Annotated in this window: 17 protein-coding genes, 1 pseudogene and 1 riboswitch; of the genes and pseudogenes, 13 read left to right on the forward strand and 5 right to left on the reverse strand. The window is 47.7% G+C overall.

What is annotated here, in order from left to right:
* The first annotated feature begins 129 nt into the window (after positions 1–129).
* From ACP8HI_RS23090 to ACP8HI_RS23140, 11 genes and pseudogenes are all read left to right on the forward strand, one after another.
* Positions 130–2,592 carry a discoidin domain-containing protein gene (locus ACP8HI_RS23090; RefSeq protein WP_438348458.1) on the forward strand — a complete coding sequence of 821 codons (2,463 nt, stop codon included), beginning with the start codon at positions 130–132 and terminating at the stop codon, positions 2,590–2,592.
* A 301-nt stretch (positions 2,593–2,893) separates the two neighbouring features.
* A complete protein-coding gene (locus tag ACP8HI_RS23095) occupies positions 2,894–5,287 on the forward strand; it encodes a glycoside hydrolase family 95 protein (RefSeq protein WP_438348459.1) in 2,394 nt (797 codons plus the stop codon).
* Positions 5,288–5,459: 172 nt separating this feature from the next.
* Positions 5,460–6,353 (forward strand): ABC transporter permease, encoded by an 894-nt coding sequence (locus ACP8HI_RS23100; RefSeq protein ID WP_438351957.1) that lies wholly within the window; start codon positions 5,460–5,462, stop codon positions 6,351–6,353.
* A gap of 19 nt (positions 6,354–6,372) precedes the next feature.
* The gene (locus tag ACP8HI_RS23105) at positions 6,373–7,233 is read left to right on the forward strand and encodes a carbohydrate ABC transporter permease (protein WP_438348460.1); all 861 of its coding nucleotides are present in this window, start codon (positions 6,373–6,375) and stop codon (positions 7,231–7,233) included.
* Between the two features lie 198 nt (positions 7,234–7,431).
* Complete coding sequence (locus tag ACP8HI_RS23110) at positions 7,432–8,457, forward strand: response regulator transcription factor (RefSeq protein ID WP_438348461.1); 1,026 nt, start codon at positions 7,432–7,434, stop codon at positions 8,455–8,457.
* Between the two features lie 128 nt (positions 8,458–8,585).
* Positions 8,586–10,325, forward strand: a complete 1,740-nt coding sequence (locus ACP8HI_RS23115) for a sensor histidine kinase (protein ID WP_438348462.1) — start codon at positions 8,586–8,588, stop codon at positions 10,323–10,325.
* A gap of 209 nt (positions 10,326–10,534) precedes the next feature.
* Complete coding sequence (locus ACP8HI_RS23120; RefSeq protein ID WP_438348463.1) at positions 10,535–12,094, forward strand: extracellular solute-binding protein; 1,560 nt, start codon at positions 10,535–10,537, stop codon at positions 12,092–12,094.
* Between the two features lie 716 nt (positions 12,095–12,810).
* Positions 12,811–13,278: a hypothetical protein gene (locus tag ACP8HI_RS23125; RefSeq protein WP_438348464.1), complete on the forward strand. Its 468-nt coding sequence runs from the start codon at positions 12,811–12,813 to the stop codon at positions 13,276–13,278.
* A gap of 46 nt (positions 13,279–13,324) precedes the next feature.
* The gene (locus tag ACP8HI_RS23130) at positions 13,325–14,491 is read left to right on the forward strand and encodes a glycoside hydrolase family 88 protein (protein ID WP_438348465.1); all 1,167 of its coding nucleotides are present in this window, start codon (positions 13,325–13,327) and stop codon (positions 14,489–14,491) included.
* A 46-nt stretch (positions 14,492–14,537) separates the two neighbouring features.
* Positions 14,538–16,355: an alpha-L-fucosidase gene (locus ACP8HI_RS23135; protein WP_438348466.1), complete on the forward strand. Its 1,818-nt coding sequence runs from the start codon at positions 14,538–14,540 to the stop codon at positions 16,353–16,355.
* Positions 16,356–16,500: 145 nt separating this feature from the next.
* Positions 16,501–16,647 (forward strand): annotated as a pseudogene (locus ACP8HI_RS23140) (catalase); the annotation flags it as partial.
* 146 nt (positions 16,648–16,793) lie between these two features.
* On the opposite strand, the gene ACP8HI_RS23145 reads toward ACP8HI_RS23140, so the two are convergent.
* The gene (locus tag ACP8HI_RS23145) at positions 16,794–17,708 is read right to left on the reverse strand and encodes a phosphatidate cytidylyltransferase (RefSeq protein ID WP_438348467.1); all 915 of its coding nucleotides are present in this window, start codon (positions 17,706–17,708) and stop codon (positions 16,794–16,796) included.
* A 97-nt stretch (positions 17,709–17,805) separates the two neighbouring features.
* Here ACP8HI_RS23145 and ACP8HI_RS23150 point away from each other — a divergent pair, with 97 nt between their 5' ends.
* The gene (locus ACP8HI_RS23150; RefSeq protein ID WP_438348468.1) at positions 17,806–18,354 is read left to right on the forward strand and encodes a hypothetical protein; all 549 of its coding nucleotides are present in this window, start codon (positions 17,806–17,808) and stop codon (positions 18,352–18,354) included.
* Between the two features lie 104 nt (positions 18,355–18,458).
* Here the strand turns inward: ACP8HI_RS23150 and ACP8HI_RS23155 are convergent, their stop codons facing one another.
* From ACP8HI_RS23155 to ACP8HI_RS23170, 4 genes are all read right to left on the reverse strand, one after another.
* Positions 18,459–21,602 carry an ATP-binding response regulator gene (locus ACP8HI_RS23155; protein ID WP_438348469.1) on the reverse strand — a complete coding sequence of 1,048 codons (3,144 nt, stop codon included), beginning with the start codon at positions 21,600–21,602 and terminating at the stop codon, positions 18,459–18,461.
* A 126-nt stretch (positions 21,603–21,728) separates the two neighbouring features.
* Positions 21,729–22,421: a DUF4179 domain-containing protein gene (locus ACP8HI_RS23160; protein WP_438348470.1), complete on the reverse strand. Its 693-nt coding sequence runs from the start codon at positions 22,419–22,421 to the stop codon at positions 21,729–21,731.
* Between the two features lie 7 nt (positions 22,422–22,428).
* Entirely contained in the window at positions 22,429–23,010 is a 582-nt protein-coding gene (locus ACP8HI_RS23165; protein ID WP_438348471.1) for an RNA polymerase sigma factor, read from the reverse strand.
* A gap of 237 nt (positions 23,011–23,247) precedes the next feature.
* Entirely contained in the window at positions 23,248–24,618 is a 1,371-nt protein-coding gene (locus tag ACP8HI_RS23170; protein ID WP_438348472.1) for a TrkH family potassium uptake protein, read from the reverse strand.
* Positions 24,619–24,787: 169 nt separating this feature from the next.
* Positions 24,788–24,937: riboswitch (cyclic di-AMP (ydaO/yuaA leader) on the reverse strand.
* Between the two features lie 134 nt (positions 24,938–25,071).
* Between ACP8HI_RS23170 and ACP8HI_RS23175 the strand changes: the two genes are divergently transcribed.
* Positions 25,072–25,293 (forward strand): hypothetical protein, encoded by a 222-nt coding sequence (locus ACP8HI_RS23175; protein ID WP_438348473.1) that lies wholly within the window; start codon positions 25,072–25,074, stop codon positions 25,291–25,293.
* Positions 25,294–25,475 lie beyond the last annotated feature (182 nt).

The following is a 25,475-nucleotide window of genomic DNA, read 5'->3' on the forward strand; positions in this document are numbered from 1 at the left end:
GATTAAGAAAACACAATCCATACGATAAAAATGACATGTTAATTCTCCTTAAGGCAAGGTAATATGTATGCGTTACGTTGTGATTTTTATATGGTTGGATGAATAAGCCCGATGCGGGGGACAGAAAGGATGGTTATGAAATTGTCATTTTCCGTTGACCTAGGTAGCGAGGTAATCTTTAACAGAGTGATATTTAAACTGAATCATGCCGACAACTTGGAGGGCTACCAGCTCCTGTATTCGAATGACCAAACGACCTGGAATGAAGTTTACTGCAAAAACAATAATATGTGCGTAGCGGAATCAGCCAGCTTTGCCACAGTCAGCGCAAGGTATCTCAAGCTGAACTTAAATCCGGGCAAGGACCTGAATGTGCAATTGTCCGAGCTCGCCGTTTACAACAATACGGAAGCACCGGCACCGACTAATCTTAAACGTATCTTTATTGCGGATTCAATGGGAATAGAGTACCCAAACAATAGCGAGTTCAGGCTGAATAAAGGAGGGGAGGGAGTGCTGCACTTGAAGGGGGAGCTGAAGTCCGGCAGCATCGTTGACCTTCAGGATGTGGTAAAAAGCTTTAAATCATCTACGATGAATGTATCGGTATCCCCTTCAGGCAAGGTCACTGCAAATCAGGTCGGGGCTTCATTGATTCAGGCGGGGGTACAATCTTCCAAAGATTTAAAATCAGACTCTCTATGGGTTGTTGTGGATAATCCCGTAACATTTCAGGATGAAGCCCGTGTAGCCATTTCCACGCTGAAGCATCCGCGGATGAAGATAGAAATCGGTCAGCCCGCAGTACTTGAGCCGAAGGATGTCTTTCCGATGGTTTCTTTGACACTGACCGTAAACGGACAGGTTGCTGGCGAGCTGATCTTTAACGGGACGCAGCTGGTTGCCGAGCTGCCGGAAACCTCTTTGGTCAAAGGTCATGCGGTAGAATGGACGCCGTCCGGCACGGCAGTGCGGATGGGTTCTTATGAACTGCGCATGATCATCAAGCAGGACGGGAAACCTCCGAGGTATGATTCTTTCTATTTTACCGTGCTGGACCCTAAGAGCATCTCCCCGGGACATAGCCAAATCGCCTTTCTAGGTAAAGACGGAAATATGGTATATATCGGCGATTATCGGGGTAACCGAATTTTGGACTTTTCCAATGTCGGTTATAAGGGAGGCGGCGTCAAAATCCCGGATGTACCTATTAAGGCGACCGTTTCACCGGCGGACTGCGACGCAACAGCACGCATTCAGGCAGCGATTGACGAGTTAGCCAAGCTGCCGCTCGATAAGGACGGAATTCGTGGCGCGGTCCTGCTGAAAAAAGGCAGATATGAAGTCGGAGGCACGCTGATCGTGAAAGCGAGTGGGATCGTACTGCGTGGCGAAGGCCAGGACGAAGAAGGCACACTCATCTACGGTACTGGGGCGATTCCGAGAAACTTAATCGAAATCGGGGAAAGTGCTGATCTCACGCTTGATAGCAGCTCAAAGCAGACCATTTCTGATTTGTATGTTCCATCGGGCTCGCGTACTTTCCATGTGGAGGACGGCAGCGCCTATTTTATCAACGACCAGATCGTTGTCCGCAGAATCGGGAACGAAAACTGGATTCACGAAATAAGCATGGATTACATTTACAACCGCCCGGGCGGCAGCGTAATCCAGTGGTCGCCGTTCAATCTGGATTTCGACCGGGTCATCACCGCCATTGAAGGGAATACGATTACGGTTGACGCGCCGCTGGCTAGCGCCATCGAATTCCAGTGGGGCGGCGGGGAGATCTATAAATACACAGACAGTGCCCGGATTCAACAGGTGGGTGTCGAGAATATGAGGGTAGAGTCTGAGTTTGATCCGAGTATCATGGATACGGCGATAGATAGCGATACAACCGATCCTTATTACGCAGATGAGAATCATGCCGAGCGCTTTGTCGTGTTCAACAGCGTGAAAAATGGCTGGGTTCGGGATGTGACCGGCTACCATCTATCTTATTCTCTCGTACAAATGAGCCGCAATTCCAAGTGGATTACGGTTCAAGACAGCAAAATGTACGATATGGTCAGCGTTATTATCGGTGGCCGCCGTTATGTCATACATCAGATGGGACAGCTCAATTTAACGCAGCGGATTTACACGGAGACAGCGCGGCATGCATTCGCCATAGATAGCTGGGTATCGGGTCCAAACGTATTTCTGGATAGCAAAACCGTTAAAAATTACAACACGAGTGAGCCACATCACCGCTGGTCGGTGGGTGGACTGTTCGATAATATTAAGGCTCCGATCTCCATTCGTGACCGGGCATGGCTTGGTACTGGACATGGCTGGGCAGGCGCGAACTATGTTACCTGGAACACGCAGGGCGAACTCACTTCCCAAAGGCCGCCAACCGCCCAAAACTACTCCATCGGACATGTCGGCCGGAAGGTACCGGGATTGGTGCCAAACAACTATGATCCCCGTCCGCGCAGTGATGGGTATTGGGACAACTGTGGTCAGCATGTCATCATGCAGAGTCTGTATAAGCAGCAGCTGATGGAGCGTTTGGGAAGAAATGCGCTCAATAACATAAAAAAATAAATGCAGCAGCCTCCGGATTAATGGATCATTAAGTTCATTAATTCGCATTCTGAAAGCCATGTAGCTTTCGTTACTTTTCTCTTGTAGAGAACAGGTCGACGGGAGCAATTATGGCTTTTTGTTTGGCATCATAAAAAAACACAACCTCCAGCAATCTATGCCATGGAGAGATCGCATGATCAGGAGTAGCATGAAGACTAGAATCACTGTAGGAATGTCTTAGATGCCGATCAAAATGATCATTTCTGAAGCGGAAATGTAGGAAGGGCCAGGTGAATAAGAGTTGAATGATAGGAGACAAGTGGAAAAAGAGGCGGTTTTGCCGGCAGCCGAACGAGAAGCTGAGCGGCTTCGATTATGGTATACGAGTCCGGCGGCAGATTGGAATGAAGCCCTCCCCATTGGTAATGGGCGACTCGGGGCTATGGTCTCAGGCGCAATTGAACAGGATAAAATACAGCTAAATGAAGATTCGATCTGGTACGGGGGCCCCGGAAGGGCTGTCAATCCTTCGGCTCAGCCCCATTTGGCGGAGATCCGGCAGCTGCTGAAAGAAGGCAGGCAGGTGGAGGCTGAGCATTTGGCACGAATGGCGATGACTTCTTCGCCAAAATATGAACAACCATTCCAACCGCTCGGCGATCTGATTCTGAAGTTTCTGCATGCTGGCGAGACCATGGAAGACTACGTGCGCGAGCTCGATTTGGAGCGCGCGGTCGTTACGGTATCATACCGTTCCGGAGGTGTTCGCTATTATAGGCAGTATTTTGTAAGTGAGCCGGATGGGGTTCTGGTCATCCGATTGACGGCTGACGGGCCAGCTAACCTCACGCTGGCCGCCAATCTAATGCGGCGTCCGTTCGATTCTGGTTGCAGAGCTGGCCCTTCCGATACCGTTTTGATGAATGGGGAATGCGGAACGGACGGTGTCCGGTTTTGCGCCGCATTCAGGGCGGTAATACAAGGAGGCCGGCAGAGGGTAATTGGGGACTTTATCTCGATCGAGGGGGCGGAGGCCGTGACTCTACTGCTGGCGGGACAAAGCACCTTCCGTGTGGATCAGCCAGAAAGGGTCTGTTTGGAACAGCTGGAACTGGCAGCGGCTCAGCCGTTTGAAGCCTTGTTAAAGCGGCATATAGAGGAATACCGATCCCGGTTCGCATGCTTTGCCATCGATTTGACAAGGGACGGTGATCCGTACGCTGGACTCCCTACCGATAAGCGGCTGCTACGGTTACAGCATGCACGGAGTCAAGAAATGGTACAAGCAGGTCATACCGATATACGCATTCCCAAGGAGCTCGGGGATCCGGGACTAGCTGCACTTTACGTTCAATATGGGCGCTACCTGCTGATATCCTGCTCCCGGCCGGGTACTCTCGCGGCTAATCTGCAGGGAATATGGAATGCCAGCTTTACCCCGCCATGGGAGTCGAAATATACGATTAACATTAACGTACAGATGAATTATTGGCCGGCCGAAGTGCTCAGTTTGCCAGAATGCCATGAGCCACTGTTTGATCTAATCGAGCGGATGCGGGTGAACGGACGAGCAACCGCTAGGGAAATGTACGGCTGCCGCGGTTTTACCGCTCATCATAACACCAATTTATGGGCGGAGACCCGGCCAGAGGGCATCCTGACAACCTGTACGGTCTGGCCAATGGGCGCCGCTTGGCTCTGCCTTCATTTGTGGGAGCACTACCGCTTCGGCATGGACCTTACGTTCCTGAAGGAAAGGGCTTATCCAGCCATGAAGGAAGCGGCGCTGTTTCTCCTCGATTATATGGTCGAGGAGGGCGGCTATAAGATTACTGGACCGTCGGTGTCCCCAGAGAATCTCTTCATTCTTACGGACGGTAGTAGCGGCAGCCTGTGTATGGGGCCCTCGATGGATTTGCAAATCGCGTATTCACTGCTATCCGCCTGTGTGGAATCTGCGGCGCTCACCGGAGAAGACGATGAAGCGTTCCTCTCCGAACTGCACGAGACGCTTCATCGTCTTCCGCTGCCGGCAGTTGGCAGACATGGACAGATTATGGAGTGGCTGCATGACTACGAGGAACAAGACCCCGGTCACCGGCATATCTCGCAACTGTTCGCCTTGCATCCGGGTGAGCAGATTGACATGCGGCACACGCCGCAGCTTGCCGCAGCAGCCAGGAGAACGCTTGAACGCCGACTCGCTGGAGGCGGCGGACATACCGGATGGAGCCGGGCATGGATCATCAACTTTTATGCCCGCCTCGGTATGGGAGAGGAAGCCCATGAACATCTGATGAAACTATTTGCCTCGTCCACGTACCCGAATCTGCTGGACTGTCATCCGCCTTTTCAAATTGACGGCAATTTCGGCGGGGCCGCAGGAGTGGCAGAAATGCTGTTGCAATCCCATCGGGGAGAGATTCGGCTGCTGCCGGCCCTTCCGAAAGAATGGGATTCCGGTAGCGTAAGTGGGCTGCGGGCAAGGGGGGGATACACTGTCGATATCTCCTGGCGCAACGGGAAGCTTTCCGAAGCTACGATTCACTCCTCGTTTGCGGGTGAATACCGCCTTTGGTCTACCATTCCGCTCGATTTACCGGGATGCGGCAAGCCGGGTACGAATATTCCGGAAGGGTCTCCAAGCCATGAAGGATTTGAGTATGTGCTTTCTTCGTCTTCAGGTGAGACTCGTCAAATTCGATCACGATAGTCAAACGTAATAAAACACAGGCGAGACGACAAAATTCCATTTCGATGCTCCGTACAAAGGATTAACATTAGCGATATAACGATATGAATACAAAGGAGCGATACCTATGCCACAACAAGCGCCCGTTGCTGTTCCCACGGGCACACAAGCCTTTTCGCCATTCAAAAGGCGAATGAACAATCTGCGCAGATATAAGGCGCTGTATCTCATTTCATTGCCGGGAATCATTTTCTTTATCATGTTTAAATACCTACCCCTTGCGGGCTCCGTCATGGCCTTTCAAGAGTACAACATATTCAAAGGCTTTACCGGCAGCCCGTGGGTTGGGCTCGACCAGTTTCGCCGGATGTTTACCTACCCGGAATTTTTGCGGATTCTCGAGAATACCGCCCTGATCGGCTTATATGATATGGTCTTTGCGTTTCCTATACCGATTATCTTCGCACTACTTCTTAATGAGGTAAGGAAAGCGGTCTATAAACGAATTCTACAAACCGTGGTTTATCTGCCCCATTTTCTCTCTTGGATCATTATCGGGGGAATCATGATCGGCATTCTGTCCCCGACGACAGGGATCGTGAATCAAGCCCTGAATGCATTTGGCATCGAACCGATTTACTTTCTAGGTGAAGAGTCGTATATTCGCATCATTCTGGTTGGAACTGGTGTTTGGAAAGACAGCGGCTGGGGCACCATTGTTTATTTAGCGGCGCTTGCTAGTGTAAACCCCGAGCTGTATGAGGCCGCAAAAATCGATGGAGCTAACCGGTGGAAACAAACGCTGTCCATTACGATCCCGACCATCTTGCCGACCATCACCATCATGTTCCTGCTGCACATCGGTAACTTCCTCGACTTTGGCTTTGAAAGGGTGTTCGTCTTCATCAATTCACTGAATGAGAGCCGTGGCGATATTCTCGATACGTATATTTACCGGGTCGGCCTTATAGACCAGCAGTATAGTTACACGACGGCCATCGGATTATTCAAATCGGTTATCGGATTACTGCTCGTCATGGGCGGGAATACGCTCAGCAAGAAGGCTTCAGGAGAAGGGCTATACTAGAAAGGAGATGGATGCCAAAATGAGAAAAAAAGGTCGCATATTCGACGTTATTAACTATACTTTCCTAACATTGATCGGATGCTTGATGGTTTTTCCTATCCTTCATGTACTCGCCAAATCATTCAGTAGCACCCATGCAATTAATGGGGGCAAGGTCACACTGTTTCCAATCGATTGGACCATAACGAACTATCAGGTTATTCTCGGTGACAGCTCCATCTGGCGGGCATTTCTGGTAAGTCTATTCATTACTGTCGTGGGCACACTGATTAATCTGATCTTAACAGCATCACTTGCCTATCCATTGTCCAGATCCGAATATTCAATTCGTAAGGCTGTTCTGATCTTCATTCTAATCACGATGATCTTTCATGCTCCGCTTATTCCGAATTATATGATTATCAAAAATCTGCATATGATCGACTCCTTATGGGTTCTGATCATCCCATCGGCCATCAGCGCGTATAACTTGTTCATCATGCGTTCCTTCTTTACGGCTCTTCCTAGGGAACTGATCGACAGCGCGCAAATTGACGGAGCGGGAGAGGTGCGCACGATGGTAAGTGTGATTCTTCCCTTGTCGAAGCCGGTCATGGCAACCATGGGCTTGTTCTACGCCGTTTCGCATTGGAACTCCTATTCATCGGCATTATACTTTATTAATAGTCGGGCGCTCTATCCTTTGCAATTACGGCTCCGGGAAATCGTTTTGAGCAACGATCTAGGCCAGGCCGGTAGCCTGCTAGAAAATGCAAATGAGGTGTCTCCAGCGGGTGTGCAAATGGCGGTAATCATCGTCTCTGTCATACCGATTATTATCGTGTATCCATTCCTGCAAAAGTATTTTATCAAAGGGATGCTATTAGGTTCGATTAAGTAATAAGGCCTGTCACCTTGAAAAGAAGGCGTTATTCGATTGTCGAGATATGTTAAGATAGAACCCTACGGTGCCAAGATTAATGATCCAGTCAGGAGTAAAAGGGACCATTATGTAAGCGTTGACAAATACGTAACTTCAAATCAAGTTCATACCGCCAGGCGGCTAGATCCAGATATTTCAGGGGAGGATTTGATACAAGTGCGTGTACTGATTGTGGAAGATGAGCCTATTATTCAAAAAGGTCTAGTCAAAATGGTGCAGCGTTACCCGGCATCATTCTCTGCCATTTATACAGCTGATGACGGGGAATCGGCCTTTGAGACGATCCAGAGATTGGAGCCACATCTGGTGCTGACGGATTTGCGCATGAAGCGGATGGATGGCCTTGAATTATGCGAACGGATTTACCGTGAATATGGACATATTCAGGTGGCGATCATTTCCGGTTACAGTGACTTTCAATACGCACAGCGGGCGATGGAATACGGCGTCAAGCGATATATGCTGAAGCCAGTCATCCAGCAGGATGTGCATGATATGCTGAAGGAACTCATTTCCGGCATGACTGGTAACATTATCCCTGTTCATAAATACGTGGATTGGGCGGAACAGCTGGAACAAACCATCTGGATGCTGCAGCGGGAAGAGACAAATCATCTGCTTGAAGAGGGAAAAAGATCCGGTTTATTTGAAGGATTGAACCTCATTCGTATGGAAGCTGTGTTGAACGACTGCCTAACCATGATCGTCGAGCGGCTGGAACGCCGGGGATGGAAGCCTACGTCCCAATGCCGCGAAGAAGAGGGGACCGCCAATACGAAGATGGAGGCGATGGTCGCCTTTGCCGGAAAGGTAAGCGGGATTATGGCTGAGCTGCAGCTTAACCGAAAAGGCAACTTTAAAGATCCGATCGAGGAGGCGAAGGCGTTCATTGATCGGCATCTCGCCGAGAATATAACGCTTGAGGAAGTGGCCAAACGGGTAGGACTCGCCCGGACCTACTTCAGTGCACTTTTCAAAAAGATGACAGGGGAGACCTTCGTGCACTATCGGATCAAAAAGCGGATGGAGGAAGCGCGCAAGTTGGTTGCTATCCCAACTCTGACGATCACCGACATTGCTATTCTAGTAGGTTACGAGGATTATCCCCATTTTACGAAGACGTTTAAAAATTTCTTCGGGGTGTCGCCTTCGGAATACCGCGCTTCGTTTGGCATTGAATAATGAGAGCAACCCTCAGCCTGAAGTTGCTCTTCTACTTTACTATTGTCATTCTACTCTCCCTATCTGCAGTGGGGATCTCATTTTATAGCATTTCAGCCAAACAGCTGCAAGAAAGCACCGAAAGTCAAATGATTCAGATTGTGGATAATGCGGTTCATCACACTAACCTGTATTTGTCCTCCTATGAGCGTTCCACCGTGGCATTGCTGTCCGATATGAGAGTCAAACAATATATTGACCTGCCGGCAGATCGTGAGGAATATGAAAATTATCTCTATACGACCGATATCCGGGATGCAATCGTCGAACCGGTCTGGATTCGGAATCCCGAGATCGCAGCATTGTACATCATGGGCTACTCTGGGAACGCGCTGTATTATTATAACGGCGGTTCAGCGCCGTCCTTTACGCCTGCAGAAACCGCAGAACAGATCAAATATTTCAAGGAGCACACAGATGGTAGCGGTGCCCTCACTATTATGAATTACAGCATCCTCGGAAATGATATGCCGATGCTGACCTTAAACCGGAGCATCCGCGGTCTCCAATCGCCGGAGATGAAAGGATTTGTAGGCATCGAAGTCAAGGCGGAGGAGCTGTCCACGCTGTGGAAAGGGATCAATCTTGGTCCGGACAGCTATTTCTTCATTGTAGATGGAGAAGGAAGGATCCAATACCATAACGATCAAGGGAAAGCTGGGGATGTCGTCCCGGCTAGCTTGGGTAAGCAGATCGCCCAGGCTGGGACCATGATGTTCCGCAGTTCGGCGGAAGGCATGGAACGGGCCTATATTACCCGCCAAGCGGACTACTCAGGTTGGCAACTGGTTGTATCCATTCCGTACAATCAGCTACAAAAGCCGCTTATTACCATCCAAAACTCTATTTTCGTTGTCGCGGTGTTGACTTTGATGATGGCTCTGTTCTTGGCGAGCCGATTCGGCAAGTCCATTACAACGCCGATTCGTGCGCTGATGAAAGGGATGAGCCAGACGGAAAAGGGTAACTGGGAATTCATCCCACTCCCGAAGCGAAGGGATGAAATTACAGAGTTGATGATTCGTTACAATCTAATGGTAAATCGCCTTTCAGAGCTGGTGGAAACCGTGTATCAGACAGAACTGAAAAATAAAGAGATACAGGCTGAACGGCAGAAGGCCGAATTCCAATCCCTTCAGCTGCAGATTAACCCGCATTTTCTGTACAATACGCTCGAGACGGTAGTCTGCTATGCGGTTATTCAAGATTCGGACGAAATATCGGAAATCGTCCAAGCTCTGTCCTATATGCTACATTATTCGGTGCGCACTAATCTGGAAGAGATAACAGTGGCGAATGAGCTAAAGCATGTGATGTACTATATGATTATTATCAATCACCGGATCGGCCGGTCATTTGAGATTGATGTACGTATCCAGCCGGAGCTGCTTCTGCGCAAAATGGTCCGCCTGACACTTCAGCCGCTGGTGGAAAATGTATTTCAGCACGCCTTCCGTTACGGCGTTGAAGATCATCACACGATTACGATTGACGCCGGAGAGGATGACGATTCCTTCTGGTTCAGTGTTGGGGATAACGGAAAAGGGATGACTCCTGAGCAGCTTGAGGAGCTGCGCGCCAAACTTAGCGAGAACAAGTTGGCAGACGGAGAGGAAAACATGGGAAGCCCGGGCGGAATCGGCGTACCCAATGTTCATCGGCGGATTCAGCTCGTCTTTGGAGAAGAGTACGGTGTGACCGTGGAGAGCAGTCCCGCTTGGGGAACCCGGATGACCATGAGAATGCCGATTTCCAACGATAAGGAATATCAAGGACAAGCTGAGCTTTCGTATGAAACCCCATTCTTTCCTACAGGAGAGGGCAGCTAGATGAGCTGAGCCAGATCGGGGGAGAGGATTAAGGGGCTGTCCTAGGTCTGATACCGGACCTTTTAGGATGGCCCTTTTTTATACACAAGCGACCACAAAAAAACACATCTCCACAGTAATCCGCCCCATGTGAGTTGCGAAAATAAAGCTTTATGATGATTACAGGTAGACCGAATACCTTCTTACATAAATGAAAGGGGATAATCCAGATGAAGAAATGGGCCAGTCTGATCCTGTCGGTGACGCTTGTCACGGGTCTCACCGTAGGATGCGGAAGCAAAGAAACATCGGGCGGCAATGCCGATGCGGGGGATGATTCGAAACCACTGAAGTTCAGTATTTCATTTAACACAAGTGGAAACGCTTACGCGGAAAGCTCCAAGGATATCAATGACGATAAGTGGATCAAGGAGCTGGAGAAAAGAGCTAATGTCGATTTAGACATCCAGCTGATTACTCTGAAGGACTTTGATTCCAAAATGGCTGTCAAGTTCGCTGGAGGTGATATTCCGGATGTCGTTCAGAATGTCGGAGGAGCCACGGATAAATCCATGGCTGGGTCCGTTCAGGCTGGCATCTTTATGCCGCTGGATGACATGCTGAAGGAGTATGCGCCTAACCTAATGAAGGCTGTACCGCAGGAAGCTTGGGATGAGGTCAGCTACGACGGAAAGATATACGGCATTCCAACATGGCTCAGCAATCCGTCACGCCGTGCTACTTTTATTCGCACCGACCTGCTGGAGAAAACCGGTCTTCCGGTGCCTGAAACAATTGACGATTTCCTGAACGTTCTACGCGCATTTAAGAAGCTCGGTGTGAGCGCTCCCTATCAGATGAGGGAGAACTTTAAATATGCGGATATCGTATTTGGAGCGTATGATGCACTAGGCTATCAGTTTGTCGAGATGGACGGACAGATCGTACCGAAATTTTATAATAGCGGGAATATGGAAAAAGCACTAAACGTTTATAAAACGATGTATGACGAAGGCCTCATTCAGAAGGACTTTGCGACGATCCAGGCAACACAATACGGCGAAAATATTGCTGCAGGCAATGCAGGGGTATGGACGGCTAACGCGCAAAACCTGCTTGATCTCCGGACCCAAGTAGCCGCAATGAATCCAGACGCGAAAGTGGATATTATCCCGTCGCCAATCGGTGAAAAAGGTCAAAAAGGCTACGGTTTGTACAGTTCGGTCAATACCTCTCTATATATCAACAACAAGGTCAGCAAGGAAAAGGCTGGCCGGATTATCCAAATGTTTGAATGGATGCAGACGGAGGAAGCAAAAAATTTCTACAGCTTTGGGATTGAAGGTGAAAATTATTTCGTGAAAGACGGAAAAATTGATTATAAGCTACCGGAGAACAAGGCTGCTCAAGACGAGGAAAAATTTCGCAACCAGATGCGTTGGGTCGGGGATGGAACGATCAATCGTGAACGGACTGAACTGCTTCCGGGAGGTCTGGATGTGCTGAAAGCGCTGGATGAAACGTTGAGCAAAGAAGGCATAGGCGGCATCGGATTCGTACCCGATCTCAAGTCTTTCAGCAAGTTCCCTGATCTTGCCTCCAAACGTCCGGATCAGGCGCCGAAATTGATCGTCGACCATATGGTCAAAATGATCTATGGCAAAGAGTCAATTAGCGATTTCTCTAAAGTCATCGAAGATTACAAGCAAAAGGGCGGCAATGAGATCGTGAAGGAAGCCACTGAGCGCTACAACAGCAAAGAAGGTATCGTTGAGCAACAAAACCGTTAATAGATTGATACTGGGGAAGCCTCTTCTTGCGAAAGGCTTCCTCCTTGTTAGGAGGGAGAAAGAGTGAGTCAAACTTCATTGAATGGCTCCGTAGCAGCGCAGCAAAAAGATATGGGTTAATGGATGAGAATCAATAAAGGAGTGGGGGATAAATGACTTTTTCATTGATAGACCGAATGATGCCTGCTCCCTTGAACGGAGGATTGCGCATGGACGACTGGTGGATATGGTGCGGTTCGGTTGTGCGCGGGGAGGACGGTCGCTTTCATCTATTCGCATCCCGTTGGCCAAAGTGGCTACCGATGCACCCGGGATGGCTGCTAAGGTCGGAGATTGTCCGCGCATCATCTGACACCCCGGAAGGACCCTATATGTACGAGGAAACTGTATTACCTGCGCGGGGAGCGGAATACTGGGATGGGCTAAGCACCCATAATCCGCATATCCTTCGCTATGGAGATAAGTATCTGCTGTATTATATGGGCACAACCCATCCTTTCACTGAATCGAAGCCCGGCGAGACGGTGGAAGCAGACGACTACCGCGTCATTGCCGCTCGCGCTAACAAACGCGTCGGCTTAGCCGTTGCCGATAGCGTCTACGGGCCATGGACAAGGCTTGACGAACCTATTCTGCCCACTCGGACTGGCAAGTTCGACAGCTTCCTAACGTCCAATCCCGCTCCGTGTATCCGTGAAGACGGCTCCGTTCTGCTGGTGTATAAAGCTCGCAAATACGAAAAAGGTACCCATGGACAGATGACACTCGGGGTTGCAGAGGCCACAGGTTATGAAGGACCGTATCACGTTATTCAAGACGCTCCGCTCTTTCCGCCTGAACAGTTACACATTGAGGACCCGTTCATCTGGCGGACCTCAGATGGATACAGTATGATCGCCAAGGATATGGACGGCCGTCTATGCGGAGAAAGGCATGGCGGGATTCTGGCTGTTTCCAAAGATGGAACCGACTGGCGTATGGCGGAATCCACCAAGTCGTATTCTCGGCTGGTCCGCTGGGAGGACGGCACAGAGCGGTGGATGGGTAGCTTCGAGCGGCCGTTTCTTCTGTTTCAGGAAGGAGTTCCTACGCATTTATTCGGAGCGGTAGCGGATGGCCCGGGAGGATTTCGAAATGCGAAAAATACCTGGAATATGGTAATACCGCTGAGGACAACGACCTGAAAAGGGACAACTCATAAATATAATCAGCATAACAGGAGGGAATCATATGAAAGAGGCAGTATCCAAGCAACAAGTTCACGGACAAGGAATTCCGGATTCCATGCAGGAATGGGCTGAAGGAGTATGGCAGCAAATTGAGAATAAGGTGGAACGGATTAGCAAGCGGATTGGCGTCAGTTTTCCGCATGCTTCCGTCGACGGTTTATACGACAACATGCGCCCATCGTGGTGGACCGCAGGGTTCTGGCCGGGTATTTTGTGGCAGATTTCCGCGGACGGGAATCATGCATCGATGCAGCAAATTGCTGAGCTGATTGAGGAAAGACTGGATGAACCGCTGTATGCTCTCGCCGTCCATCATGATGCCGGTTTTATCTGGACGCTCTCGGCTGTGGCGAATTTCCGCATGACCGGCAATGAGCGCTCCAAGCAGCGAGGGCTGATGGCGGCCTCTCAGTTAGCCAGCCGTTTTAACTTGAAGGGGAAATTTATTAGAGCCTGGCATGACACGGAGCAGGTGAACCGGTCTGGTTGGTCCATCATTGATACAGTAATGAACCTACCCCTGCTTTACTGGGCATCGGAAGTCACGGGGGATCCGCGGTTCCGGCATATAGCCGCGGCGCATGCGGAGACCGTGCTGGAGCATTTTCTTCGTCCGGACGGATCCAGCTATCATATTCTTCAATTCGACTCGGAATCCGGAGAAAAAATAGGTGCCATGTCCGGTCAAGGTTATGCAGAAGAATCCGCTTGGGCACGGGGCAGTGCTTGGATGATTTACGGGCTTGTCTTGTCTTATAACTATACCGGAGATGATCGATTCCTGAATGGAGCCAAAAGGGCAGCTCATTTCTTTCTAGCAAATCTTCCGGAAGACAAGGTGCCTCACTGGGATTTTAGGGCATCGGAAGAAGGCGGGAAGCCGCGTGATACTTCGGCTGGTGCCTGTGCGGCCTGCGGCCTGATCGAGCTGGCAAAGATTGTACCGCAGGCCGAATCTTTCTTGTACCTCGGCGCCGCAGAACAAATCATTCGGTCCCTTCATGAGCATTATGGCGCCTGGGACCTTCCGGGAGAAGAAGGGTTGATCCTATCCGGGACTTCCAATCTGCCGGGAGGCGTACATATTGATACGCCGCTGATCTATGGCGACTTTTTCTTCGTCGAGGCCGTATCCAAGCTCCGGGGAACCGCTCTACAGTTGTGGTAATGGACTGTATGGCGAGACAGTCAAATCTAGGAAATGGAGACACACGATGAAAAAACAAAGGTCGAATCAAGTGAAAGCTGTGACTGAAAATTTGCTCGATGATCCGTTTAGTATACAAACGGACGTAGCGTCGCTAGACGACGAACAAAACCGGCGTATGGAGTGGTGGCGGCATGCGCGGTTGGGCTTGTTTATTCACTGGGGACCATATGCTCAGACGGCGGGCGAGTGGAAGGGGAAAGAAATACAGGCGACATACAGCGAGCATATTATGCTTCGCGCCCGGATCCCTATTGCCGAATATGAGGAAATGGCGAGAGGCTTCGATCCATCAGCCTTTGATGCGGTCAAGTGGGTGCGAACGGCCAAGCGGGCTGGCATGAAATATATCATCTTTACAGCCAAGCATCATGATGGATACGCGTTGTATGACTCGAAGGTATCGGATTATTCGAGCGTCAAGCACAACTCATTTGGGAGAGACCCGCTTAGAGAACTGGCGGAAGCGTGCCACACGGAAGGGATGGTGCTCGGAATTTACTACTCCCATGCCATGGATTGGCATGATCCTGACTCACAGGGGAATACCTGGGATTATCCAGAGAATATCGGCGCTTATGACGAAGTCGAAACATGGATACAAGATTCGGATAAACGCACGCGCTTTGAGCGCTATTTGCACAGCAAATCGATCCCTCAGGTCCGTGAGCTGATGACGAACTATGGAAAGGTTGGCCTAATGTGGTTTGATTGCGGGGGCAAGCTGACACAGGAGCAGGGGGAGCAGTTTTTGGAGGCCGTTCACGCACTTCAGCCAGATTGCTTGGTCAACAGCCGGGTATGGAAAGCCCCTCTCGGGGACTATTTCAATACTTCGGATAACCAGCTTGTGACTCGCACACTCAGGCGGGATTGGGAAAGTATTATTACGTTGAACGACTCGTGGGGGTATAAGAAATCCGATCACAACTGGAAGTCCTCCGTAGCGATCATTAGGCAGATCATCGATGTCGTGAGCAAAAACGGAAACCTTGCCATCAATATCGGCCCGATGGCTACAGGCGAATGGGATCCGGTATCCGAGTCGATTTTGCTTGAAATTGGTAGCTGGCTGGATACCAATGGTGACAGTATTTACGGCGCCGGAGCGGGGCCCACAGCCAGACCTTTCTGGGGAAGGTGCACCCTGAAAGGAAACACGCTGTATCTACATGTCTTCGACCGCCCGGCGGGGTGCAAACTGATCGTTCCCGGCCTGAAGACCAGTGTTCAAAGAGTGTATGCGCTAGATGGCGGCAAGGAGATGGCTTTTTTACAGGTATCAGAGCAGGATCTGGAAGTCGAACTCCCTGACTTAATGGACTCTGGCGATTCTTCTAACGCCAAGCCGCTGGTCATCGCAGTCGTCTGCGCAGGAACGGTTGAGGGAAATTCGGTCAGACTGTTGCATTCGGAAGAACATACCTTGCATGAACTGGGGGTATTTGAAAGCGAGGTCTCCGGTCCTTCCCTCCGGTATGATACGGGAAAAAGGGACCGGGATAATCTGCTGGACTGGACGGAGAAGGAGGATGCGGCGGTCTGGAACGTCCGGACATTAGAACCGGCGAAATTTCGTGTTTGTATCGAATATCGCAGCGAAGAAGGAACGAATGGCGGCGGTGGGACCTTCCTGATCAAGGCAGCAGGCCAAACGCTACAGGCTGAGGTGCAGTCTACCGGGGGATCTCATGGCTTCCAACTTTTCCATGTTGGGGAACTTCATTTTCCTGCAGCAGGAGAATATAAGATACTTCTTCAAGCAGAACGAATTACGGGTGCCTATCTGATGGAGCCTAAATGTTTGAAACTGCTGCAGGTATGAGCAAATATGGGATTGCATATCGCTACAAGCACACGAGGTTCGAAGAAAAGTGAACGCTTGGACTTATCTAGAGGATAGCCAGAGGACGTCGTAATTATGGCTACCCTCTTTTTTTATTGCCCTAATCATATTTTACTAATGAGCACTTATGGAAGGCTTCGGCGTACATACCCTCCGGCTCATAAATAAGGGAGGAGTATCGTGATTTGTGAAATCTCATGTGGAGCCGCTTCTAGGCATTCATCCTCTCATCTGGGATGAGGCTCAGAAGCTCGGCGGAGCGAATACCGATTTATCTATCGTAGCAGGATATCAGTTATTTCGAACTTTCTTGATATATTTCATAGTGCCGCCTTTATTAAAATTGATTTTCGTAAAACTGCGCTAGTTCTTATTGATTTAAAAAAAGGGTAAGGAAATGATCGACTACAAGAATGACTACATGAAATCGAAAAAATAACGGATCACGTGGAAAAAGACGGGTGAGGTGTAGGTCAAGCTATCGACCCGACTTAAGTAGCTTTTTTTCAAAGCTTCGAACTTATCGCCATCACCAATTAACAAATCTCGCTTCAGCACGGAAACCGTTAAGCTGCCGAAGAAACCGCTCAAGCTGATCAGCATGCCGGATAAGACCCCGAAGGTCGGATTAAGCGGTGTCAGGTAGGGGTAGATCAGATACGAGACCCCTGTCGTTACGATAAAAGCGAATGCAAAACCTCCCCATGTCAAATTCGGGTTGGAAGTCGGAACCACTTTTCGCTTGCCGAAGTAGATCGATGCCAGATAATGAACGACATCATTGAGCTGCGTCAACAGCACTAGAAATAGCACAAGTCCCGCCCCGTACTGCGGCGTAGCAAATTGGAAATAGGCCAAGTGACTAAGCCCGAAAACCATCAGCATGAGTCCCCATTGGGTCGAGCTGACGCTGTGCAGAAATCCTAACGTTCCTTTGTTTATCAATCGCGGGAGCGGCAGGAGCAAGAATACATAGACAGGGATAAAGACAATAAACATCCCGTACCACCCGATATAAATCCAATAGAACTGCAGGGGAATGGATAAGTACGCCCACAGAAACAGTCTGCGGTCGGCTTTTCTTGACTTGATCATGGAGAAATACTCTTTCAGAGCGAAAAAGGTGAGTACCATTAGGGATAGCAGTGAAACGACCGGGTTGAAAAGGGTTGCCAAGCAAAAGATGAAGAGCATGCCCCACCAGGTCTTAATTCGAGATCCAATGGGCGTATAGTCTTTATCCGGTTGTATTCTACCTATCAGAAAATAAATCAATTGGATGGCTGATAAGCCTGCAAAAATAAGCACTAACGTTAATAGCGAACTGTTCATTGCCGATCACCAACTTATCACGAGATAGGATTCCATTAAAGGGATCATATGTTATTATGAAGGAAACGTTCATAAATGATAAGGGGAAATTTTGTAAATGGAAGCTGATCGCTCAGTCTTTATTTTGCTTACGAATACCGGAACTCTTTTTACAAGAGTCATTCAAACCTACACGAAGGCGCCTTACAATCATGCCTCGATTTCCTTTAACCGTGAACTTTCGGAGTTGTATAGCTTTGGGAGGAAGCACCCGAATAACCCCCTGAATGGAGGATTCGTGAAGGAAGATATTAAAACGGGCACGTACAGCAAGTATCCGAATACGACGTGCGTGATCTATGAGCTTCAAGTCTCCGAGCGTGAAATTGAGAAGATGAAGCGGGTGTTGCAGGTCTTTATCCAAAAGCACCAAAAGTATCTCTATAACATTCTAGGCGTCATTGGCATCGCATTGAAGGAACCCGTTGAATTCAGCAACTCCTATTTTTGTTCGCAATTCGTCGCGGAAATTCTGGAGCGGTCTGGCATCAAAATATGGAATAAGCTGCCTGCGCTCGTGACTCCGGATGATTTTCGGAAAAGCGACCGGCTGCATTTGATCTACGAAGGTAAATTAAGCGAGTACGAGCAACTGAAACTGAGCTAGTTCACATCGTATAAGAAATAGAGGCATCTTATGAGTTCATAATGAACTTATGAGATGCCTCTTTCCTTGTATGAGCGGGACTATTAAATAGGCTTTCAGCTACTCTATTTACTATGGGTATTGGGAATGATAAATGAAACGGTTGTTCCTTCATTGGGCTTACTGAAAATAGACAAGCCTTGACCGTATAATTGTGTCAATCGTCGATTCGTATTGGACAGTCCAATTCCGCTCTTTCCCTTCATTGTTGGACTCAACAGTTGAATAACCTTATCTTCTTCCATACCCCTACCATCATCTTGTACTTCAATAAGCGTGAAGCTATCTTGGCGAGTAATCCGAATATGAAGCGTACCGCCTTTGTTTTGACTAAGAAGACCGTGTTTGACAGCATTCTCAATCAGTGGCTGTATGGAAAGTGGAGGGAGAAGCAAGTTGATGTCGGGTTCAACTTCCCATATGATAGATAACCTATCTCCGAATCGAACCTTTTCAATATACAAATAGGATTCGGCTAACTCCAGTTCATGGGCCAGCTCGATCAGTTCTCCCGTATTGAGGAAATCAAAGCTGATCCGCAAAAAGGATGCAAAGGCATCGCCCAGATTACGCATTTTCTCCGTGTCTATATCACTAAGTGCCATAATTGAATTAAGCGTGTTAAATAGAAAATGAGGATGAATTTGTGCCTGAAGGTAGGCGGCTTCTATTCGTAACCGTTCATTTATGGATTGCTTCAGCGTCGTTAGTGCCCTGATCCGGTATTGGAGTTCCAACGCATCTACAGGCTTAGTCACATAGTCGTTGGCTCCTGACAAGAATCCGGTATAAGTGTCAGAAGGTTGACTGCGCGCGGTCAGCAGTAGAATAGGCAGCTCTGATATGGAGTAAATCTCCCTTACTTTCTGCGTTAACTCGTATCCAGACATATGTGGCATCATGACATCGGCAATTAGGAGATCCCACGTTTGGGTACCTAGCAAATCTAACACCTCACGGGCTGAATGAGCTGTTGTGATGTTATACGGCTCCGACGATAGAATTCCAACAAGCACATTTAGGTTGATCGGGTCGTCATCAACTGCAAGAATATTGATCTTCCCGGCATTCAAAAGCGGCGGGATAAGTACGGAAGTTGCCAATTCGTCGATTGAGGTGTTTGGAAACATCAATCCAGCGGGCAGAACTTCCGTTTCGTCTGCTATAGGGTGAAGTTGAAGCGGGTTTTGCATCGACGAGAGATTCGTCCCGTTAGCTAACGGTAGATCAAAACTAAATACGGAGCCCTTACCCAGTTCGGAGCGAACGGTCAATGCACCACCGTGCAATTCGACCAACTCCTTACATATGCTTAAACCGAGTCCAATTCCTCTCCCGTCGCTTATTCCATAAGATCCTTGTTCATAGGGAAGAAATACATGCGATTGAGTCTTCGGATTCATGCCGATCCCTGTGTCGGAGACATGGATAACGACATGCCTGTCCCGTATCTCAGCGGAAATGGTGATGGCTCCTTCCTCTGTGAATTTGAGGGCATTATGCAATAGATTATATAAAATTTGCACGAGTCTTTTCTCATCGGCCATGACTGGCGGTATCGATTCTGGGATATCCATATTCAGATGGATAGACTTTCCTTCCATCATAAATTTGAGCATGCTGATGATGCCCGGGATGATCGATTGAATCTGTAGAGGCTCTTGTTGCAGTACGATGCGGTGTTCCCTGAGACGCGCGACATCAAGCAGGTCGCCAAGCATGTGCGACATGCGGCGACTGATCGTTATGAGCAGTTCCATATCTTTAAGGCTGCTCTCATTCAACGTCTCTTTCTCTTTATTTACAACGGTCTGGGCAATATTCATAATGCCATGCAGCGGCGTTCTCAGTTCATGAGAAGTATTAGTGAGAAATTGGTCTTTCAGCTTGTCAGCCTTTTTTAACTGTTCATTTAGCTTAGTGTTTTCTATAGAATTTCGGAAGTATTTCTTAAACCAGTAGGCAGAAAAACCAATAATGGCTGCAATGATATCTATTGGATAGTAAACGACAGTGTAAGAATTCCATAAGCTCCAGATGAGACTTGAGATAATCCCTGCTGCGGATAGCAGCAAGAAGACGCCGTCATTGTCGGCTTGCTTCCTGAAGATCATTGTTCCTATGATATAAACTAACCAGGCAAAAGGTAATAAGTAGAAAAACATAAATACCCCAAGTGCAGTCGATCCATTCACCCATGCAGCGTTAGCAGTCAGCAGAAATACGGAATAAGAAATGAGCGCCACGGTGAATGTTCGCAACCATACGCTCTTCTGAGGAGCCGAAGAGAATCCTCTGAAAAGAAGAAGAATAAAAAGGGAATGCCAAAGGAGACAGAGTAGCCTGACCTTCAGCGCCCATGTATAGTTGAGCGGCAACCATAGTAAGAGCAGGTTATCATGACCGATCATGATCGCAATTCCGGCAGTTAGCGTTAACATACAGACATGGAACAAAGTCCGTTCATGGGGATTAAACCAATAGAGAATACAAGCATACAAAGTGTGGAGCAGCAAAACTATAAACGTAACCAGTTGAGACCCGATGGAATACAAACGCACATAGTCGATCGCTGCCTGAGAACCAAAGCGAATGGGGCGAAGGATACCGCCGTTATATGGATCGTCAAAGTTAGCTACTCGAATAAGCAACTCAATCTCTTCCACACCCTCTACAAAGAAGGATGCTGTATAGGAGATATTCTTGGGCTTATACTCCATCGCGTTTGTGGCAGGTTTGCCGATATCGCCCTCGGTCAGTCCATTTGTCTCCACGGCAGAAGCGGCTTGAATCCCATGTAACCAAAATGAAACAGGCCGCTCCAGTGGATCGACTAGAATTCGTAACCGATATGTTCCGTACCCAATCGAGGAGTTCCCTTCTTTCGCCAGCGCGCTACTCCAATCTCCCGGAACCTGAGTATAACGGGATTCAATCTCCGATATCTGCGCATCTGAATGAGACAATAATTGATCGGGGTAGAACTGCCATGCACCGTTTAACGGGATTGCAGGGGAATTATTTAAGTCCAAGCCGCGCATGTCGAGTACACCATTGACAGCACTTGGGGTTTCAGAAGTACTAAAAAGTTCGGACCAAACCCAGCGAAGGCCGAGGAGAATGCTAAGGAATAATAGAATAATCGTTATATTTTTCAGGGTGGTTGTATTTCTTATTCGCATCATCATAATAATAAAGAAATTCGACATATATAGCGTAGATACCTCTATTTGCAGAGCGCCTAACCACGTCGTAAGTTCAAATGAATGAAGAGAGAAAATCCCCCCTATGAAGTAACTTGATCTTCACAGGGGGGATTTGTATAACTATTAGGATTACTGGGCTTCAGCCTTGCTCACAGGCACCTGGAATTCAAAAGTATTGTCGATTCCCGCCAGTTTGGCCTGAATCGTTAAATCGAATTGATCCGGCAGCTGCTCACCGTCATCGGTTGTAACATCCACCAAAGCCGCGTTCTTTTGTACAGTATGATCGGAGTTGATGAATGGCATCACGCTCGTTAAATTGACTCGTTCGCCGTTTACCAGAATGATAAACTCTTCTGTCACGAGCAAGCCCTTTTCCCGATTTTCCCATGGACCAATCAACCGATCTTCGGTCGTGGTTACTCCCTCGCGTTCAAGGGCAATCGACAGGCGGCTTCCATCGTAGTAAGCTTCTGAGATTGTCAGCGTTACGCCTTCATGGGTATCGCTTATGCCAAGCTTGGTAATAAGGCCATTCTCTGCAGCGGATTTCAGTCCGTTATCCACGTTATTCTGGAATATACTACCTATTAGGGGGACTTGGCCTAGCGTATCTGCCATTACCGGTGAGAAAAAGCCAGTGCTGATGATCCCTAGTCCAAGTGCTGCTGCAGTAGTGCTGGCGATCAATACTTTCTTAAGCATATTACCTCGTTTAGTAGTCTTATTCATGGTATTCTCTCCTATTCGATTCATAATTTGTGTGCTGAGGCTGTACTCCGGCGTCCCGGTTTCCCGGATCATGCCTTCAATATGTTCCATTTGCCTGTCATTCGTTTGATTGCGCAAATAATCCGCCTACCCTTCGTTTTTTGGTGGCTTGTACCATGAGCTTCTGGCGTAAGCGTTGATACTTTTTCCGTACGGTTGCTGGTCTACAGTCCATGATTTGGCCGATCTCTTCAAAATTGTATTGCTCTACTGCTTTGAGCAGTAGAATGTGTCTTTCTTCCGGGGTAAGATAGGTAAGCAATAAGGCTACAGCCGATTCCTGCTGTGGGATGTGCTCTGGAGGTTCCTCCTGCTGCCTAAAGTACGTTGCAATCCTTAACCTTCGGCGCTGTTTTGTTAACAGGTTGAGGCTGTGATGATAGGCAAGCGTGTACAACCATGCTGAGAAGGAAACGGTAGGCTCGTAACGATGAATTTCCTGATAGGCTTTGAGAAAAACCTCTTGAACCGCATCCTGAGCCTCTTCCCGGTCTTTGAGCAGATGATAGCAATAGATGTACATGGGCTTTTGAAATCTGAGAATGATAGATGTATAAGCTTCATGATTTCCAGCCTTTACAAGTGTAACAGCGGTCTCTATTTGCTCTGCGGCACTGTTGCTGGGTCTCACTTCTTCCAAGCAATCACCTCCTTTGCTTTTCGTCTATATAACAATTCCAAGTAGCTCTTTTGTGACATCGCATATGAAGTACGATTATAAACCGGAAATTGATTGCGGCGGAGCCAGCGTAGGGACTTAGAAAATAAAGAGAAAAGCAGTCTAAACCTCTCATAAAGGGGGTTTAGGCTGCTTGTATAATTTCAAAGCCTCATTTTCTAAATAATCTACAACCCATTCCTCCTCTGAATGTTTTGATTAACCTGTAATAACCCTCTCTATTGGATAATGGAACTTTGCGTTCTTTTTCTGGCCGCCAATGACAAACAAGAAAGAAGTTAAACCGATTCTTCCTATGAACATCAAAACCATGAGAATGCATTTTGCAACAATGCTGAGATCCGGGGTAATTCCCATAGATAAGCCAACTGTACCGAAGGCAGAACAAACTTCTAAAAATATAGCAATAAGCTGCTGTTCTTTATCAGAAATGCTTATAGCTATAACCGATACACAGCACATGACAATAGCTAATAGCGTAATGGCCAGTGATTTCAGAATATCATCTTGATGTAGCTCTCGATTAAAGATCTTGATCTCACGGTTTCCTTTTGCAAAGTGATAAATAAATAATATGTTTAAAGCAAATGTCGTCGTTCGTATTCCCCCGCCTACAGAATTGGGGGATCCTCCAATAAACATGAAAACACTCATAACCAAAAGTGTTGGCATTGAAAATTCGTTGATATCCATTGTAGTAAGCCCGGCACTTCTCGTCGTTGTCGCTTGAAAGAAGGCATAGAAAAAGCTTTCATGCCAAGTCATCCCCTTAAAAGCATGTTGATATTCAAGTAACAGAATAAGGATTGTCCCAATAACAAGAAGAATTCCATACGTAGATGTCGTCAACTTTGCGAATAATGAAAAGCGGAAAGGGTGATCAAGCTTCATCTTTTTCCTGGATAAATATGCCTTCGCCTCAATTAATACAGGAAATCCAATGGCACCAAAAATAATTAATATAATAGTTACCAGTTGCACGAAGTAATCGCCCGCATAAGGTGAAAGGGACTCTCCAGTTATATCCATCCCAGCATTTGTCGTCGCACTAACTGATGCAAACAAGCCTTGAAGGAATGCATCCTTCCAAGTCGGATAATATTTCAAGAAATGAAAACCAAAAATGAGTGCTCCTATAAGCTCTGTCAGGAGAATAATCTTCAGGATATCTTTAACTAATTGAACGAGTCCTGATAATGCGAACTGATTGTTGTCGACCATGATCAAGCGGCGTTCACGCAATCCAATTTTTCGACCCAAAAGCATCCAGAAGAATGTGCTCATAGCCATAATGCCAATACCCCCGAATTGCAATACGAGCATAATGACGAAATATCCAAATACGCTATAGGTCTCTGAAATATTAAATACAGATAAGCCTGTGTCACTTACTACACTGACAGCTGTGAAGACGGTGTCAAAAAAGGTCACTTTAACTCCAAGTCTATGCACTCCTGGGATACTGAATAATAGAATTGATATGGTTACTGCCAGTAAATAATAGCCGCTTATAACCTGAGCAGGTGACCGTTCTTCTAGCCAGACTCGTATTTTACTTTTACCCAACATAGATTACATATCTCCTTAATTTTGTTTATATCATAAAAGGTATTAGCAACCTTATTTAGGTCCCTGGTAATCGTACAGAATAGGCAACAAAAAGGAAGCCTACGGAAGAGGAAACTCTTCCGTAGGCTTCGAAGGGATCATTAAATAAACCCGTGTGCACACGAAATTTGTTGCCTCTCTCGATACGCTTACGAGGTTAGCTGACGGATTCGGGCGTGAGAGTCGCCCTACTCGAATCGAGATTCACCCCAGTGTGCCAGTAATGGCTACGTTTGGTTTCCCCGTTTCCCCACATGGGGGAATTAAGCGATAAAGACGTATAGGTTAGCATTTCTTTATCAAAAGTGATTTGAATGGTCTTCTAAGACGATTACGAAGGATTAGAATAGTGATTATCATACTCCTTGCGTTTATGCTTGTAAAGGAAGAAAGTCTGAGGAATGTCAACTGTTCATGGGAAACGAAATCACTGATTTCTCTCCTCTACAAGGTTTAACGAAACTGGACAACTTATTGGCTGATCTCCAAGTGGTTGAAGTGGGATCTCTACAAGGACCTATCGTGGAAGTGGAAAACCTGGTTACAGGATTAGATGGGAATAAAGTGATACCTAACTTAGCGGGTGCTAGAAACAATAAAACGATGAAAGAGATCGTGTTTGATGTAAATGTTTGAGCGGAGAACCCTGATACGTTACAATAGACCTTTCGAATGAAGATAAGGGAGTCTACATATTCGTAATGACTTATCAAGTAGAAGGTAATCTTGTGCAACTCATTTATATGATTGATAATACTTAATTGGTTAAAAGATGATGACACGTTAAACGTTTGCGCCAAACCATTAAGGGCACCCAA

This window comes from Paenibacillus sp. FA6 (assembly GCF_051550225.1).
In the GTDB taxonomy this organism is placed as follows: domain Bacteria; phylum Bacillota; class Bacilli; order Paenibacillales; family Paenibacillaceae; genus Paenibacillus_AQ.